Source organism: Chromatocurvus halotolerans (genome assembly GCF_004340525.1).
GTDB classification, from domain to species: Bacteria; Pseudomonadota; Gammaproteobacteria; order Pseudomonadales; family Halieaceae; genus Chromatocurvus; species Chromatocurvus halotolerans.
In genome coordinates, this window is record NZ_SLWX01000019.1 from 1 (window position 1) to 16,856 (window position 16,856).

Below are 16,856 nucleotides of genomic sequence, written 5' to 3' on the forward strand. Positions count from 1 at the left end.
CAGACTTATCCACAGACGCCTAGATATACTGGGCACCCGTAACCCGGGTCAGAATTGGATGGAAATCCTGGGTCAGTTTTAAACGGCAACCAACAGACACTTCATAAAAGCGTGATCCTCCTCGCGATAACTCCCGACTTCGGCGCGCCCGATCAGAGGTTCGGGTAGATGTTCGACTGGGGCCCCACGACCTCAATCCCACTCTTTATTTATCGGTAACACTAAATCACTGGCAAACGATAACCATTCGTATTACCATCACGTCCCCGTCGGGTCGTCAAAGCGGCCGAGAATCCAGGGGAGATAGTATGAGGGTAGGAACACAACGCAGTCTGCTGGTGGTCGCTGCCACCGTGGCCGTCACTTCATCGGTGGTTGCGCAGGACAATATCGCGGGTAAATCGGCAAATCCCGACGACCGTATTGAGGAGGTATTTGTCTATGGCGATATGAATCGCTTTGGCGCTACCAAGTCCAACACGCCGATCGTCGATACGGCGCGATCGTTGTCCATTGAGACGGCCGATGCATTCACGGAAAAGGGCGCCTTGAACCTGTCGCAGACGACAGCCTACATGCCGGGCGTCACCGCCGAGACCTATGGCTTTGCCACCCGCGGCGACTGGATACGATCCCGTGGGCTCGACATTCCGAGGTACCGTGATTCGATTCAGGAATTGTTCGGCAGCTACAACACCACGCGCACCGAGGTGTATACCATTGAACAGGTTGAGGTCCTGCGCGGCCCGGCGTCTGTCCTTTACGGTCAGGGTTCTCCCGGCGGTATTGTCAATGTCGTTTCAAAAACCCCAAAGACGGAAACAGGCGGGGAGGTCACCGCGCAGGTTGGAAACTTCAGCCGACAGCAGTTGGGCATCGACCTGAACGGCACCGTTGGTGCGGACGCGGCGCTGCGCGGCCGCTTCGTCGCATTCTACCGTGACAGCGACACACAGGTAGACAACGTTTTCGACGACACACTCGTGCTGATGCCGTCCCTGACTTTCGCACCGACACCCGATACCGCCATTACCGGCATCCTCCTGCGCCAGGAAACCGAGAGCGATACGGGCTCACAGTTCGTGCCGGTGGCCGGCACGCTGCAGCCCGGACCGGGTGGCGTTGCCCTGGACCAGGATGTCTACGCCGGTGAGCCTGGTTTCAATCGCTTTGATACCGAGTCCACGCAGATCACGCTGCTCGCCGAACATCGGCTGACGGGGGATTGGTATATCAATGCGACGGCGCTGTGGCGCGACGGCGAGGCTGATTACCACCAGGCGTGGCCAATCTTTACGGGCGCAGGCAGCAGCCGCTACCTCAATGACATCGTGGGCGACGCTATCGCGACGCCGACGACCGTGCCGCGATCGTTTTACCAGGCGGACAATACCTCCGAGCAGAAGGCGCTCGATGTTCGGCTCAGCGGTTCATTCACCACGGGAGCGCTGGGGCACGAGCTGCTCTTCGGTGTTCAATATCAGGATGTCGAGACGGATAACAACGTATCCTTTCTGTATGGCGGTGGCGCGTTGTCAGGAGATTATCGCTTTGCCCTCGATCTCGCCAACCCCGTGTACACCGGGGCTCCCGAGCAGTCGGTCTTCGACGCCATCTACAGCGACAACCCAGCCCAGCAGATCGATGACCTGGGGCTCTACATATCTGACCAGATCAGCTGGAAAAACTGGCGCGTCACGGCCGGCGTTCGTTACGACGAGCTCGAGAACACTAACGGCGCGCTGGTCCAGACCGACAGTGAGACGTCGATCAGCGCTGCGGTGATGTACAGTTTCGACAATGGCCTGTCGCCTTACCTTAACTACGCAGAGTCTTTCGAAACCGTGGTGGGCCAGACCCTGGCTGGCGATCCGTTGGAGCCGGAGCGTGCGTCCCAGGTTGAAGCGGGCATCAAGTATGAGTCGCTGGCATTCCCCGGCTATTTCACGCTGGCGTACTTCGATATTGATATCACGAATCTACCGAATCCAAATAGCCTGCCCGGCGATGCGGCCCAGCAACAGGGTGAATCCACGCTCAGAGGGATTGAGCTGGAAGGCAAGTTCCGCCTCGGTGATTTTGCCGTGCAGGTCGCGTACGCGACGCTGGATGCGAAAGACCCCAATGGCTTTGCGCTTTCGGCGTCACCGGACGGACAGGCATCCGCCTGGGTAACGTGGGAACCTTCCGCGCTGCAGGGATTTCATGCTGGGGGCGGCGTACGTTGGGTAGGCGAGAGTGTCTCGGAAAATAATAACCTGCGCTATGTAACACAGGACTATTTTCTTGGTGACCTCATGCTTGGCTATGCCATGGGTAATGGCCTCGACCTGGCAATGAACGTGAGAAACGTGACCGACGAACAGTACCTGACCTCCTGCCTGACCCGCGGCGACTGCTTTCCGGGTATGCGTCGGCAGCTCAGCGCAAGCCTGACTTACGCCTTCTGAGTCGAGCGAAGCTGATGTTCATTGCGTCCATACTGGCACCATTTGCCGTTTTTCTCTGCTTTTTCGGACTCGGATGGGTTTATTGGGGCTGGAAAGCGTCAAACCGCGTGAGCAGTGCGCTAGGCTGGGCCCTGATAACGTCTTCTGTTCTGGCGTGGATCCCCGCTGCAGGCCTGCAGTACGGGCTGGTATATGCGCTGTTTGCGCCCGCTCTGCTGGTGTGGCCCTATGTCAGCAGAGAGGCTTCCCGGATTCCGTCCCGTGCCGGCCAGCAGCGCCCCCGTGAGGCGTCGCAATGGTCAGTCGCGCAGGTGATCGTGAATGCCGGGGCTGCAGTGGTCGTCGCCCTTGTCCTGCCCCTCATGGCCGGAGTCCTTACGGTCTTTGTCAGCTTTCAGCTTCCCGTGGCGGGGGCCAGTCAGGCAGCGATCGGGATTCTGTTGCTACCCTTTCTCACGGCGCTGTACGTCTTTCTGTATCTGGCGAGCCGACGCCGCATGCAATGGTTACTCGTGGGGGCGGCCGGCACATCGGTTCTGGCCGCGGTGATGTACTTATGAAGCGCATGGTGGCGGGCCCAAATTCAGGGAGAGCGCTCGATGCGGCGGCGCTAGACGCCCATGCCTGGTTGGGCCTCATGATCAGCGCGGCCCTGTATCTGATTTGCCTGTCGGGCGCGCTCGCGGTTTTCAATCAGGAGTTCGAGCGCTGGGAGCAGCCGGCGGTTGAAGAGGACACACGGGTCAGGCCGGAACTCGCGGCGCAGGGTCTCGAGCATTTTGTGGAGCGCTATGGTCGCGATACGGGCCACTTTCACGTTGTGTTTCCGACTTCCGGTATTCCGCGACTGGTGGTCGAGAACGACGACATCGCGCACTTCGTTCGCGACGACGCGACCCTGGGTGCGGTTGAGTCAGCTCCATGGACACGGATGCTGATCGACCTGCATTACTACCTGCACCTGCCGAAGAACGTCGGCATGATTCTGGTCAGTGTTTGCGGGGCATTACTGGTGGCTCTGATTGTGTCAGGGGTTCTTGCCCATCCTCGCATAGTGCGGGATGCGTTCCGCTTTCGCAGAGGCGGCAACGGCACCCAGGCCAACATCGATCTGCATAATCGCCTGAGTGTGTGGGGTCTGCCGTTTCACCTGACGATTGCCGTTACCGGCGCCTACTACGGCCTGGTAGGCCTGCTTGTGTCACTCGCGGCGCACGCTTTTTTCGATGGCGATACCCAGGCGGTCACCGCGCCCGTATTTGCGCCCGAGCCATCCGGTTACGGTGTCGAGGGCGCTGAGCTCCCCGATATTGCCCGTGCGGTCGATCACGTACTCCGCGAGGACCCCGAAGGCAGGCCCATTTTCCTCACCATTCACGACCCGGGTACGGTCGATGAATTTGTGGAGATTTACGTGCAGCAGCCCGGGCGGCTGATCTATTCCGAAAACTACCGATTTTCACCCGACGGTGAACTGATCGGACGCGGGGGCTATCGCGACGGCGCCGGCGGAAAGCAGTTTGTCTACTCTCTTTACCGAATTCATTTCGGTGACTTTGCGGGTGTGGGTACGAAGGTTCTCTATTTCATTTTGGGGATGATGCTCGCCGTCGTCAGCGCGACTGGAGTCTCAATCTGGCTGGGCAAGCGTAAGCGTCGCACCATGATGGATGCCCTCTGGCCCGCATTTGTCTGGGGTACGCCGATAGCCCTCGCCACATCCGCCATCGCCACGCTGGCGGGTGGCGCAGGTATCGCCGGATGGGTGTTCTGGCTTGTTCTGCTGGTGACGACTTCTCTGGGTGCACGCCTCGATGCCGGTCTTGTACGGCAGCGTTATCCACTGCTTCTTGGAGGATGCCTGATCACGCTCGTGGTGCTTTATGTGGCGCACAACGGATCGGCCGCACTGCACGTCGCGTCCTGGCCCGTTACCGCCAGTCTGTTGTGTTTTGCATTCGCGCTTCTTTGGCCGCTTTCCTACAACCGGTTGCGGCGCCCGCAGGGTAGAGCAGGTGATTCTTTGGCGCGGCGGTGAGGTCTGCGGCCATCCGTTATTTTCCCGATCGGCCCCGGTAATATCGGCCATGCGCTGATCAATCTCGACCCATATGTCGGTGCCGGCAACGCCGGGGCAGTCGGCGTTCACAGTGATGCCATCGCTGGCAAACTCCCTGGCCGCCGTGCCACTGACGTTGTCCAACTTTATCGATAGACTGCTCTCATGTTGTGCGGGTTGATCGGAGGGAACATTTTTCGCATGGCCAATCCAGGCACACGCGCGTCGGAAGCGGAATCCGTGCAATCCCGGAAGGCGTTCGAGATCCGGAACAACGAAAGTGCGGCAAATCCGCAGGAATCCCAGGCTGGAACGGCCCCGACGGACAAATGCCACTCATGATCCTGGCGAGTCCCTTCCGGGTGTTCTTCCTGTCCCTCGCGCTGTGGGCAGTCATAGGCGTGTTGCTCTGGATGCCGCAAATCATGGGGTTGTGGCAGCTGCCGCTGGCGCTGGATCCTCTTGCCTGGCATCGGCATGAAATGCTGTTCGGTTTTCTCTCGCCCGCCATTGCCGGCTTCCTGCTCACCGCTGTGTGTGTCTGGACCGACACCGAGCGGCTGCACGGGTCACCGCTACTGGCACTATCGCTCGTGTGGCTTGCCGGTAGACTTCTGATGCTGCTTGGCGCGGGCCTTTCGGACGTTTTGGTTATTGCTGTGAATCTGCTGTTCCTGCCACTGGTGATGCTGGATGCTGGCTGGCGCATCTGGCGGGCTCGACAGAAGCGGCACGTGATCGTGTTGGTTGCGGTTGATGCTATCTGGCTGGCGCAGGCAGCCTTCCTCCTGTTGAACCCGGTAACGGCCGTGCCAGCAGCTCTGGTGGGTGCGGCGTCGTTGATGCTGGTGATTGGCGGGCGTATCACGCCGGCCTTTTCGGCAGGGTGGATGCGAATGCACGGCGGGGATCCGAGCCAGATCCGGATCTACCCGTGGCTGGAAACGGTCACCGTGGGAAGTCTGCTGGCACTGTTCGCGCTCACATTGATCGGCGCCGGCAGTGTCTGGATCATTGCGGTCGCGCTGCTCGCGGCGCTGGCAAGTGGTGGGCGACTGCTGGCCTGGCGGGGCTGGCTGGTGCGCGCAGAGCCGCTGCTTTGGATTCTGCATGTGTCCTTGCTCTGGATTCCAATCGCCCTTTTACTGTTGGCAGGTGCCGAGGCAGGTTGGTGGCCGGCTACGGTCTGGTATCACGCGCTCGGGATCGGCGCCATGGGCGGGCTTATCCTCGGCGTGATCAGCCGGGTCAGCCTCGGGCATGCGGGCAGGCCGCTGGTGTTGCCTCAGGGCATGGTGGCCGCTTTCGTGTTGATTCATGCTGGCGCGTTGGTTCGTGTTATCACGGCGCTCGGGGGCCTGCCGTGGCAGGCCGGGGTCAGCGCAACTGCGCTGCTTTGGACGTTCGCATTCGTGCTGTTTCTCTGGAGGTACGCCTTCATACTGACCACCCCCAGAGCGGATGGCAAACCGGGCTGACGGAGACGCAAGAGACGATCGGCCCTTGCTCTGAAGGAGCAGGTGTTCTTTTTTAGCGCAATCCGCTCCTTGCTGTCCTGTTCATTGCCGGACGCAGCGAGGGGCGATAGTCCATTTGCTGCGAACCCCTCGCCAGCGTTAACCGACGATCCGACGCGAAGTGATTAACCCTGAAGCGCCGCCAATACCGCGGCCGGACGGATCGGAAGGTCACGCATGCGCACACCCACGGCAGCAAAAATGGCATTGGCAATGGCGGGTCCGACCACGGTTGTCGCCGGTTCCCCCAGGCCAACGGCCAATTCGGTGCTGTCGATAAACTCGGATTCGATCTCCGGCACATCGCGCATTCGCAGCGGTGTGTAGGTGTTCAGGTTGCGCGCCTGCACCTGGCCGTCTTCAATCAGTGTGCCCTCGTGCAGCGCCATGCTGGCACCCCACAGGGCGGCGCCTTCCACCTGGGCCCGCGCACCATCGGGATGCACCACGGTCCCTGCATCCGTCACCAGCGTGAGCTTTTCCAGGTTGACTTTTCCGGTTTCGCGATCCACCCGCACCCGTGCGACACAGGCCGTCCAGGTCGGCATATTGCGTTCCTGGCCATAGCTGGTTGCCACGCCGAGGCCGGTGTTCTCCGGCATCGTTTGCTGCCAGTTGGCAATCTCGCGCACCCGGCGCAGCACGTTCGCCTGACGGGCAGCCCCGCCCACTGCGTTTGGCGCCGAGCCGGCATTCTTGCCCTCGGCTTTCAATAACGCGAGGCGAAACTCGATGGGGTCGCGGCCGACGTGGTGCGCCGCCTCATCCATAAAGGATTCCAGCGCCCAGTTCACCCAGCCCGAGCCGACGGAGCGCAGCCAGCCCGGACGAAAGGTGTCGTTGGCGAGGTCGTTGGATATGGCGCGCAAGCGGTGGGCGCCCACAGAATACCAGTGTGCGGCTCCCTGAATGGCGAAGGGGTCGTACTTCACCTCGTTGGTGGCAGCCGGCATGAAGGCCGGCACCATCACCTGGGTCGGCCAGCCTGCAGTGGCGTGGTGCTCCATGCCGATGGGCTGCCCGTCTGCGTCAAAGGCCATGCGCAGGCGTTGATAGGCCGGTGAGCGAATGGAATCAAAGCGCACATCGTCCTCACGCGTGAACATCATCTTTACCGGTCGGCCGATTGTCTTGGCGGCGAGTGCCGCGGGAACCGCATAGTCACCGTTAAGGCGACGCCCGAAACCGCCACCCAGCATGTAGGTCCGCATGATCACCTGGCTTTCCGGCACATCAAGTGCCTTCGCCAGCACCGGCAGAATCAGGGACTGCCATTGATTCCCCGTGTGAATCTCCCATCGACCCTCTTCCTGAAAGGCCAGCGCATTCACCGGCTCCAGTTGGAAGTGCAGCACACTGTGAGCGATGTAATCCTGCGTCAGCAGGGAGTCAGCGCTGCTGAAGGCGCTATCGACGCCCTCATCGTCTACCACCAGTGCCCCCTGGCTGGTCTCCTCGATTAATCTGAGGCTGTGGTCGAGAATATCCTGCTCACTGACGGTGGCGGTATCTCCCGCCGCCCAGTCCACCCTGATCCGCTCGGCGGCCTTGTTGGCCGCAGTAAAGGAGGTGGCGATCACGGCGGCCCAGCCCGGCACGGTACCCGTGGGGTCGTTCAGCTGGATGGTCTGCAGATAGCCATCGATGTCTTTGGCGTCGCTGTCGTCAATTGCCTGAATGGTCGAGCCATAGCGGGTGGGCGGAATTAGCGGCCGCGCAAACACCATGTTCTCCACGGTGGCGTCGATGCCGTACATGGCCCGGCCGTTGGTTTTGCCCGGGACATCCAGCGCCAGGGCCTCCTGCCCGATCAGTCGCCGTTCCGCCGCGGGTTTGACCGGGATGTTCTCCAGTTCGGACTCACTGAAGGTGCGCGACAGATCGCCGCGCTGCACGATCTCCGCGTAGCTGATTGACTGTCCGCCTGCCAGTACCTCGCTGTTGCGTGCCCGGCATTCATCCGGCGACACCCCCAGCAGCTTCGCGCCTTCTTCGATGAGCACCTGCCGGCCGGCCGCGCCGGCGCGACTCAGGGGCATGAAATTCTGCCATACCGACCAGCTGCCCCCGGTGACCATCAGCCCCCACTTGGGATCGCTGTCGACGTGATTGAGCTCCACCCGGGACCAGTCTGCCTCCAGTTCATCGGCAACGATACGGGCGAGGGCGGTGCCGACGTGCTGGCCCATCTCCGCCTCGGCAATATTGACGATGATGCGGCCGTCGGTCTGCAGCTGATACCAGATGGTGGGATCAAAGGTCTTGTCGGCCACCACATCCCCGGGCTGAGCAACGCTCAGGCCGGGACGGTAGAACGCAAGCGTGAACCCGGCTCCGGTTGCGCCGATAAGAAAGCCACGGCGGTTGAGGATGGGCCGCTTTTTGTGGCCCTCGGCGCTGGCACTCCCGGGATTGTCGCCAGTCGCAGGGACGCCATTGACTTCGGGGTTGAGCAAAGACTGGAACAGCTTATTCATGGGCAGCTGTCTCCGGCGCTGTGGGCGAGGATGCGATATCGTCGCGCATCTCGGCAGCGGCAAGCTTGATCGCCTTGCGGATGCGCACATAGGCCATGCAGCGACACAGGTTGCCGCTCATGATGTTGTCGATCTGTTCGTCACTCGGATCGGGGAAATCCACCAGCATGGCAGCAGCCTGCATGATCTGGCCCGACTGGCAGTAGCCGCACTGCGGCGTCTGGGTCTTGATCCAGGCTTTCTGCAGGGGGTGCTCCCCGGACGGATGCAGTCCTTCGATGGTGGTTACCGCAAGATTCTTCACCTCGCTCAGCGGTGTGATGCAGGAGCGGGTCGCACGGCCGTTAACCAGCACGGTGCAGGACCCGCACAGGCCAATACCGCAGCCGTACTTGGTGCCGGTGAGGCCAGCGTCCTCGCGAATGCCCCACAGCAGCGGTGTGTCGTCGGCCACCTGCAGGGTTACGGACCGACCATTGAGTTCAAAGGATGTGGGCATGACCTTACTCCGTGCTCGTGGTGACGTCAGAACGCTGACGCGCAATACGCTGCTCCAGATCGTTCCAGGCGGGGTGATCCGTGTGGGTGGCGCGCAGGAAAGCGAACAGTGCGGCCAGATCGGCATTATTCCAGGAGGCAAAGCCCGGCATGAGCACACCCTGGATTCCGCTCTCGTTGCTCACTCCCCGAAGAGTGGCGCGGATCAGGTTGACCGGATTATCGGCGTTCAACGCGCTGTTCAGGCTCAACTCCGGGCGCAGTACATTGGGGTCATCCGCGCTGTTGTAATGGCAGGCGGCGCAGCCGTTGCTGAACAGCTGCTCGCCTCGGTTCAGCTCACCCGTGTCATTGCTGCGCATCGCCATGCTTTCGCGCTGGGCGTCGGCGATGCGGCGACTCGCCTGAGCGGCTGTCTGATCCTCTGGCAACGCCCCGGTAACGTCGCTGAAATAGGTGGCCAGCGCACGAATATCGCTATCGTCCACAATACCCAGACCCTGGTGTACCACATCCGCCATTGAGCCGAGGGCAACGCCGTGGTAGGTGGACGCACCCTCACGCAGGTAGGTGTAGAGTTCGCTCTCTGTCCAGGCCACCGGTGGGGGATTCCCGGCAGACATTGCAGGGGCATACCAGTTGTTCACCATCGCTCCGTCGTAGTCCCGATCCTGGTTTTCGGCGCCAAACGTGTTGCGCGGTGTATGGCAGGCGGAGCAGTGTGCCAGCCCCTCGGCGAGATATTCGCCGCGGTTCCAGGCGTCGCTTTTTTCCGTGTCTGGCTGCCAGACGCCGGGCTCAAAAAACAGCAGTTTCCAGCCGGCCTGCAGCAGACGAATATTGAAAGGAAAGGTCAGATCGTTCTCCGGTGCCCGGGCATCGACCGGTTCGCGGGTCATGGTGTAGGCATAGAGCGCCTGCAGGTCCTCATCCCTGACTCTGGTGAAGTGGGTGTAAGGGAAGGCAGGGAACAGATGGGAGCCGTCGCGGGCCACCCCCTCCCGCATGGCACGGATAAACGCCGCCTCTGACCAGCGGCCAATACCGCTCTCGGGATGGGGAGTGATATTGGTGGCGTAGAGTGTGCCGAACGGCGTTGGGAAAGCGCGGCCGCCGGCATAGGGACGCTCGGGATCGACCGTATGACAGCTCTGGCAGTTGCCGAGCCCGGCGATCACTTCCCCCCTGTCGATCTGCCGCTGGCTGAACGTATCCTCTGCCGGTGCGTCCTGCTGCGCGATCGAGCTCTCCCACGCCAGGATCAGCATCGCCATCAGCAGCAGAACAAGGAGCGCAACGGTACCGATGGCCAAGCGTTTCATCACCTAGAGTCTCCTTTGTCAGTTGGCCAATGCTGATGGACTGTCTTCAGAGTAGCAGCCCATCGGAGAGGCGTCTAACGGACATCCTGCGCTGTTATCGCAGCATCGTCGGCGGTCTGCGAGCGCCCTCATCACGGCAGAGACTATGCGCCCTGGATAACGCTGATAACGAGCCAGACGTTATAGGCAGCGAAGGCGAGAAGCAGCATCGCACCCTCTGGCCGACTGATCCGTCCCGGCCCGCGACGACGATAGGCCATCACGAGCACGCCCGCGGTCAAAGCCATCATGACCGGCCAGTCGCGCAGCAAGAGATCGGGGGAGAGGGCGGGCATGGGGGAAATACTGCCGGCAATGCCCACCACCGCCAACAGGTTGAACATGTTGGAACCCACGACGTTGCCAATGGCAATGTCGTGCTCGCCCTTGCGCGCAGCGATGACGGAGGCCGCCAGCTCGGGCAGCGAGGTGCCCAGCGCCACGATCGTCAGGCCAATGACCAGATCGCTGATGCCCAGTGCCTCCGCGATGTTGACCGCCCCCCACACCAGAATGCGGGAGCTGATGACCAGCAGGATCAGGCCAGCCACCAGCCAGAACAGGGCGCGGCCTCGTGTCATGGCGTGGGCAGCCAGCTCCACATCGGTCTCCGCTTCCAGAGAATCTCCCCGTCCGCGCACCGCCGTGAAAACGCTCCAGCCCAGCAAGGCGAAGAAGCCCGCCAGCAGCAGAAAGGCCTCGCCACGGCTGAAGGCACCATTCCACAGCAGGGCGCCCAGCACCAGGCCGATGACGAACAGCAGCGGCAGCTCTTTGCGAACGATACTGGAGTGGACGGCAATCGGCGCGATCAGCGCGGTAATTCCGAGAATCAACCCGGTATTGGTGATGTTGGAGCCTAGCGCATTGCCCATCGCCAGGTCAGGATTGCCGTCCAGCGCCGCCATGGCGGAGACCACCATTTCCGGCGCGGAAGTGCCGAAGCCCACGATTACCATGCCGATAACCAGTGACGGTATCCCGACGTGTGTGGCGGTTGCCGCCGCCCCCTCCACGAAGCGATCCGCGCTCCACAGCAGCAGAACGAAGCCGGCCAGAATAGCCAGTGAGGCCAATAACATAAAGGATTTCCTGTGAGCTGCGCGGGTTTATCTTTGCTGAACGGACGCCATGATCTGTCGGTCAAGCTCTGCTGCCATGCCGTCAGGAAGCCGCAGTGCCTTCGCCAGCTGATCCAGCCATGCGCGCTCCATCGGGTTCTGATCATCGACAATGACAGCGCTTACCAGGTACATTTCACGCGCCGCCTGCGGCGAATCTGCCTGGCCTGCCAGCGCTTCCGCATCGAGAGGGGCATCGAACTGTCGCTCGACCCATGCATGCAGCTCGGCATCTGCACCGAGGCTGTCAATCTCCCGCGTGATGAGCGCGCGCTCATCCGCATCCACATGGCCGTCCGCTCTGGCGGCCATGATCATGGCCTGGAGGATTTCCAGGCCCCGCTGTTCCTGCGCATGTCCCTGGAGTTGCTCCAGCGGCTGTCCCTCCTGCTGTGCCAGCGCCTGCGAACTGGCCTGCGAGGAGCCCTTCTGCTGGTTCTGGTAGGCATTCCAGGCAAGGTAGCCGACCCCCGCAAGCGCGCCGTATTTCAGGGCTTTGCCACCCAGCTTTCGACCTCGCTTCGAACCTACCAGCATGCCCAGGGCCCCGCCCCCGAGAAGGCTTTTCACATCGATTCCGCCCGCCGCTCCCTGACTGCCCGCGAGTTGCGATGTCAGGTTGCCTACAATTTTGCCAATATCCATGTCGTTGCCGGAGCCCTGGCCGGAGGATTGTCCGCCAGCCTGTTTCAGCAGCTGATTCAGTATCGAAGACACATTCATTGAGCAGATTCTCCCCGTCTCAGGTGACCAGTCAGGTGGGCCAGTGGCGCCTCGCGGCTTACTGTATCATCGTTCATCGTAAAGCCATGCCTGCCGCGCGAAAGTCCCGGCACTGCGCTCCAGAGAAACCCAATCCTTTACACCGCCAGAGCGGCCCAGGAGGAATGTCATCCATGCCCGAGTCAGCGCCAGACCCAACAAAGCCGCACCAACTGACGCTGTTGTTCATCTGCACACACAATCGCTGTCGCAGCATCCTGTGCGAGGCGTTGGCCCGGTATCTGGGACAGGGCAGAATTGCCGCTTTCAGCGCAGGCAGCCAGCCCGCGGGAAACGTGCATCCCGAGACGCTGCAGCACCTCAAGTTGCGCGGCGTACCGACCGAGGGGCTTCGCAGCCAGTCATGGGACGACTTTGCCGATCTGTCGCCGGATGCCGTGATCACCGTGTGCGACAGCGCAGCGGGAGAGCAGTGCCCTCTCTGGTTCGGTAAGGTGGTCAAGGTGCACTGGGGTCTGCAGGACCCGTCGCGCGCTGAGGGATCGTCAGCCGATCGCGCCGCGGCCTTTGAATCCGTGTTGCAGATCATTGAAGCACGTCTTGGGCAGCTGCTGACGCCGGAGCTTTCGACCTTACGTGGCGATGCGCTATGCGACGCTCTGATCACGATTTCCGAGCGCTGATACAAACGGCCGACGCACGGAGCCCAGAAGGTCTGGCCTGATCATCTGCCGCTACCGGCCTTGCTGACTCACTTGGCCAGCTTGCAATAGCCAGTGCGGGAGCTGATCCGGTACCCGACCGGTCACTGCAGTCCGGACACAATCCGACAGGCTCCCGAAGCGCACCCCGCGACCCGTGAGCCCGGTCGCGTAATGCGAGTATTTCCCGGAATTGGTCATCAGGACCTTTGCGGTGCTAGGAAAAACGGGTTCGGTGATGGAACACCAGCAGAGATCCGGGATGACCTGCACTCCCGACTGCTGCAGCCTCTCGAGAATGCCTTCTGACTTCGCCACCGAGAGCACCTGGCGCCCTACGGTGACAATCATCTGCGTGCCGGCATGACAGCGCTGCCCCTGCAGCAGTTCGGCAAGCCTGCGACATTCCGCCAGCGAGGCGTGTGGGCTGCCGATGGCCACCAGGTCCACTTTGTCATCTGCCCGGTTGAAGTTCCGCCAGACCTGCGCCAGATCGTCGGGGGTAATGGGAAGCCGCTCTGAACCGGGCAGCACAGCAAGGTGTGCCTCGGGGGTATGCCCCCTCACATGCAGCATGGGAGCGGCGGAGGTCGTGCCGAACGCCGCGCACAGGGCTTTGAGATCGTCTTGTGAAGGAGCGGTGCTTTCCAGACCGGTGAGCACGGGAATCTGCCGTGGCGACAGCGCTCCTGCCAACCAACCGAGCATCGGCCACAGAGCGTCATCGAAGGTGTCGGGCAGAACCACGTGGATCTCACGCGCCGGCCGACGGCTGTCAGTGGCATAGACACCGGTGTTGGGAGCGCGCCCGGTCATGGCAATGAACAGATCAAGATAGTCAGGGTGTTTCACGGTGCGCGACCCCAGGACAGAGTTTGCATAGATAACCGCATTCGACTCGGACCAGCCGATGGCCTCTCCGGCGACGGGTGCGTCCTCAAGAAGATAGGGTGCGCAGGTGAAGGTGGGCTGGGCGCCCATGGCGACGTAGGCGTCTGCAAGGCGGCTCGCCCTGTCCCCGAAATCCTCAGCGACCCCCTGGTGCGTCCAGTTCTCCCGGTCGACGGATATGGCGTTGATGGTGGTAGGGATACAGACCCTGGCCCCCATCTGCTGCATCTTTTCGGCGAAGTCGAGATTGGCATCATGCGCAAGAATGCAGCCGTCGATATGTGCCCGCGAGACGTCGACGAGATCTGTCGCTCCCTGCGCAGCGGCCATCAGGCACAGGACCTCCATGGCCACCTGCTGTGCCAGCCCCTGGCGACCATCAAGCATCGCACGGTCTGGGTCAGTCAGATAGACAGCCTCTGTGCCGACCGGTGCCAGCGGGACCGCTTGATCCTCGAAGCGCAGAATGCCGCCGTCAATGGACGCGTGGGATGCCTGTGACAGCGCACGGAAGAGGGGTGGCGATACCCGCAGGACCACGACCGTCGCGTTGAACAGTCGCGCCGCAATCATGGCGCCCAGCGTCAGAATGTCCTCCGGCTCGCTAAACACCAGTGCAGCGGGCGCCCTTGCGTTGCGCGCAAGCTGCAGCAGTACGCCGCTGCCGCTGCAGGAACCGCGGGATGTCGGCATCAGAACCACGCGCCCGGCAAGCGCAGTGCCGTGCTCGGGATGGTGGGCGTCGATAATGATGCCCGAGTCGGGATCCACCCCGCCCCAGAAGCTAAGGCCCTCGCTGCAGGTAACGACGGCGCCCTGCGCGTTGCCGGGGACAAGCATTGTTGCACGCATTTCATCCACTCCCTGGTTGATCAAGGCCACCCACCGGCAGTATTGGCGACCTAGACAAAAGGGACCGGGCCATCAGAAGGTATACAGCACCCGGGCGAACAGGTTTAAGCCCTGCGCCGGCAACCGTTCCCCGATGATAACATCGGGATTGCTCACCCGGTTGTAGCCACCGAGATGCGGCGCATACTTCCGGTCCAGTAGATTGTCCGCCCCCGCTGCCAACTGCAGGGCCGGGCTGACCTGCCATGCGCCATGCACATTTACCACGCCGTATCCGGATGATGGTTGTTCACGGTTGGTGGCGCTGATATCGCGCTGTGAGGCATAAACGACAGTCTCCACGGCGGCGCGCAACGAGCCCAGCTGCAGCGATGCGCGCAGCGACACATTGGGCGGTGCAATCCGGTAGAGATTGTCATCAACATCCCTGCGCGTGGCCCGCACGTAGTTCACCAGTCCGGAGAACTCAAGCCGTTCGCCGACTCGCCAGGACCAGTCCATGTCGAGTCCGTACAGCTCGGCTTCGACATTGGTGAAGCGCAGAGGGGCAGGGCGCCGGGTGTTGTTGGCGGCGTTCATCATGCGCACCATCTGCGCTCCCGGATCATCTTCAGCCAGGGGAGTGCCCTGAATATAGTCATCGATACGCGTGTAGAAAAGCCTGGGATGCAGACGCAAACGCTCGCCCAGGTAATCAAACCCGATTTCGGCAGTGCGTGAACGCTCCGGGTCGAGATCGACGTCTCCGACATACAGCTGTCCATCGGCCAGGCCCGCGGTGGCCTCCAGCGGCAGCCAGAGGTAGCGTTCCTGGTAGCTGGGGGCACGCTGCTTCTGCGCCAGGCCTGCGTAAAGTGTCATCGTTTCTCCAAGCCGGTGCGTGAATTTCGCCACCAGATCCACATTCGTGTCCGCCTGTTTCCGGTCTGCGGCGTTAAAGGCGTCTCTCAGTGACTGCGCTGGCGGCATGATCATTGCGGGCGTCGCGTTCACGCTACCCGCATCGGTCCGGACACTGTTGATCCGCAGCCCGAATTCAGCGCTCAATCCGGCACTGATACTGTGTTCCCGCTCAACAAACAGGCCGAGCAAGCGCCTTTCAGCGGAATTGAAATTGTCGACGAAGAACATCGGATTATTCGGATTGTCGACATCGGAGTCGTGCTCTTCACGGAATCCATCGATGCCGGCCCGCCATACCCCGGCGTCATCCTCACGCGCCACCTGGAGGCGAAAACCGCGATTGGAGCTTGTCGCGATATTGCGTCGATGCATTCCTGCCGGCGGAGGGGGACGCAGATGGAAATTGCTCATGCCGTGATCGAGTTCGCTCCCGTACAAAGAGGCTACAACGTCGTAGATACCGCTCGGCGAATAGCGGTAGGTAAGTGTGTAGAGGTCGCCTTCGAAATAGCGTATGTCCATGGCCAGGGCAGGCGTCCCGGCATCGCCGGTGTCGTTGCGGCCATAGTCGAACTGCAGGCTGTGATCACCCCATCGTGTCCCGTAACCGATGTCGTAGCGCTCCCGCTGGTAATTCGACGGCAGAATCTCCCCGCTGGGAAAGTCCGCATCGTCACCCTGCTGCAGCATGGCCGACACCTTGAATCGGTGGTGTTCATTGCTCGCCTGAACATCGGCATCCATCTGGTAGCCCGCATTGACCGTCTGAGCAAGCGCCATGAGACGCCCCTCACGCTGAAAACCCGGACCGTTGCCAAAGTCGATGCGTCGGGTTCGTGCGTCAATGGCACCACCCAGGGATTCCTGCGCCACACTGACCGGCGCGATACCGCGGTAGACCTCCAGGCTCTCGAGCTAGGCCGTCACCGCATAAGAAATTGGGGGATCCATCCAGTTGGGACCGGCGGGCGCCAATTGTGAACCATTCATCGTCATGGCGATCCTGGGACCGAACAGACCGCGATATTGCGGGATGCCGGTGAGAGGGCCGTTGCTGGTGACGTTGGCGCCCGGGGCTTCATGCAGAAGCCTGGCGGCATCGGGAGACACCGACAGGGCTGTTGTCACATCTATTACCCGCGTGTTGTGCTTCGCGGTCACCAGTAACTCTTCGAGGTCCTGCGCCACAAGCGCGGAGTGGGTCGCTGCGCCCAGCAGGGCGCAGAAAAAAACAGAGGTTCGCATAGCCGTCTCCAGGGGCTGTGCTCAGCACAGCCTGAAAAGCGGGGCCATCACAGACGGT

At 61.6% G+C, this 16,856-nt stretch carries 13 protein-coding genes; 5 read left to right on the forward strand and 8 right to left on the reverse strand.

The features are described 5' to 3' along the window. Positions 1-308: 308 nt before the first annotated feature. The 4 genes from EV688_RS15230 to EV688_RS15245 all read left to right on the forward strand — a co-directional run bounded on the left by EV688_RS15230 (position 309) and on the right by EV688_RS15245 (position 5,987). A complete protein-coding gene (locus EV688_RS15230) occupies positions 309-2,450 on the forward strand; it encodes a TonB-dependent siderophore receptor (RefSeq protein WP_117319416.1) in 2,142 nt (713 codons plus the stop codon). 107 nt (positions 2,451-2,557) lie between these two features. Beyond that, positions 2,558-3,010: a hypothetical protein gene (locus EV688_RS17495; RefSeq protein ID WP_162883997.1), complete on the forward strand. Its 453-nt coding sequence runs from the start codon at positions 2,558-2,560 to the stop codon at positions 3,008-3,010. Continuing rightward, positions 3,007-4,488 (forward strand): PepSY-associated TM helix domain-containing protein, encoded by a 1,482-nt coding sequence (locus EV688_RS15235; RefSeq protein ID WP_162883996.1) that lies wholly within the window; start codon positions 3,007-3,009, stop codon positions 4,486-4,488. Before EV688_RS17495 ends, EV688_RS15235 begins: the two co-directional genes overlap by 4 nt. Before the next feature lie 359 nt (positions 4,489-4,847). Then, positions 4,848-5,987, forward strand: coding sequence for an NnrS family protein (locus EV688_RS15245; RefSeq protein WP_276309903.1), 1,140 nt, complete (start codon positions 4,848-4,850; stop codon positions 5,985-5,987). Positions 5,988-6,151: 164 nt separating this feature from the next. Here EV688_RS15245 and EV688_RS15250 read toward each other — a convergent pair whose 3' ends face one another. The 5 genes from EV688_RS15250 to EV688_RS15270 all read right to left on the reverse strand — a co-directional run bounded on the left by EV688_RS15250 (position 6,152) and on the right by EV688_RS15270 (position 12,206). Next, entirely contained in the window at positions 6,152-8,503 is a 2,352-nt protein-coding gene (locus EV688_RS15250) for a xanthine dehydrogenase family protein molybdopterin-binding subunit (RefSeq protein ID WP_117319413.1), read from the reverse strand. Then, positions 8,496-9,002: a (2Fe-2S)-binding protein gene (locus tag EV688_RS15255; protein WP_117319412.1), complete on the reverse strand. Its 507-nt coding sequence runs from the start codon at positions 9,000-9,002 to the stop codon at positions 8,496-8,498. The genes EV688_RS15250 and EV688_RS15255 overlap by 8 nt, the downstream gene beginning before the upstream one ends. Positions 9,003-9,006: 4 nt before the next feature. Then, positions 9,007-10,323, reverse strand: a complete 1,317-nt coding sequence (locus EV688_RS15260) for a cytochrome c (RefSeq protein ID WP_338065957.1) — start codon at positions 10,321-10,323, stop codon at positions 9,007-9,009. 143 nt (positions 10,324-10,466) lie between these two features. Further along, positions 10,467-11,444: a calcium/sodium antiporter gene (locus EV688_RS15265; protein WP_117319410.1), complete on the reverse strand. Its 978-nt coding sequence runs from the start codon at positions 11,442-11,444 to the stop codon at positions 10,467-10,469. A gap of 27 nt (positions 11,445-11,471) precedes the next feature. Further along, complete coding sequence (locus tag EV688_RS15270) at positions 11,472-12,206, reverse strand: tellurite resistance TerB family protein (RefSeq protein WP_117319409.1); 735 nt, start codon at positions 12,204-12,206, stop codon at positions 11,472-11,474. 212 nt (positions 12,207-12,418) lie between these two features. On the opposite strand from EV688_RS15270, the gene EV688_RS15275 reads away from it, so the two are divergent. Further along, positions 12,419-12,889, forward strand: a complete 471-nt coding sequence (locus EV688_RS15275; RefSeq protein WP_117319419.1) for an arsenate reductase ArsC — start codon at positions 12,419-12,421, stop codon at positions 12,887-12,889. A 51-nt stretch (positions 12,890-12,940) separates the two neighbouring features. Here the strand turns inward: EV688_RS15275 and lhpI are convergent, their stop codons facing one another. The 3 genes from lhpI to EV688_RS17765 all read right to left on the reverse strand — a co-directional run bounded on the left by lhpI (position 12,941) and on the right by EV688_RS17765 (position 16,798). Next, a complete protein-coding gene (lhpI, locus tag EV688_RS15280; protein WP_117319408.1) occupies positions 12,941-14,650 on the reverse strand; it encodes a cis-3-hydroxy-L-proline dehydratase in 1,710 nt (569 codons plus the stop codon). A 72-nt stretch (positions 14,651-14,722) separates the two neighbouring features. Beyond that, a complete protein-coding gene (locus EV688_RS15285; protein ID WP_240624450.1) occupies positions 14,723-16,426 on the reverse strand; it encodes a TonB-dependent receptor in 1,704 nt (567 codons plus the stop codon). 42 nt (positions 16,427-16,468) lie between these two features. Continuing rightward, entirely contained in the window at positions 16,469-16,798 is a 330-nt protein-coding gene (locus EV688_RS17765; RefSeq protein WP_240624449.1) for a hypothetical protein, read from the reverse strand. Positions 16,799-16,856: the final 58 nt, after the last annotated feature.

Bases quoted from the DNA above. Each gene is read 5' to 3' on its own strand.
- EV688_RS15255 (WP_117319412.1), bottom strand. From the start codon at position 9,002: ATGCCCACATCCTTTGAACTCAATGGTCGGTCCGTAACCCTGCAGGTG.
- lhpI (WP_117319408.1), bottom strand. From the start codon at position 14,650: ATGCGTGCAACAATGCTTGTCCCCGGCAACGCGCAGGGCGCCGTCGTT.
- EV688_RS15260 (WP_338065957.1), bottom strand. From the start codon at position 10,323: ATGAAACGCTTGGCCATCGGTACCGTTGCGCTCCTTGTTCTGCTGCTG.
- EV688_RS15235 (WP_162883996.1), top strand. From the start codon at position 3,007: ATGAAGCGCATGGTGGCGGGCCCAAATTCAGGGAGAGCGCTCGATGCG.
- EV688_RS15250 (WP_117319413.1), bottom strand. From the start codon at position 8,503: ATGAATAAGCTGTTCCAGTCTTTGCTCAACCCCGAAGTCAATGGCGTC.
- EV688_RS15245 (WP_276309903.1), top strand. From the start codon at position 4,848: ATGATCCTGGCGAGTCCCTTCCGGGTGTTCTTCCTGTCCCTCGCGCTG.
- EV688_RS15230 (WP_117319416.1), top strand. From the start codon at position 309: ATGAGGGTAGGAACACAACGCAGTCTGCTGGTGGTCGCTGCCACCGTG.
- EV688_RS15270 (WP_117319409.1), bottom strand. From the start codon at position 12,206: ATGAATGTGTCTTCGATACTGAATCAGCTGCTGAAACAGGCTGGCGGA.
- EV688_RS15265 (WP_117319410.1), bottom strand. From the start codon at position 11,444: ATGTTATTGGCCTCACTGGCTATTCTGGCCGGCTTCGTTCTGCTGCTG.
- EV688_RS17765 (WP_240624449.1), bottom strand. From the start codon at position 16,798: ATGCGAACCTCTGTTTTTTTCTGCGCCCTGCTGGGCGCAGCGACCCAC.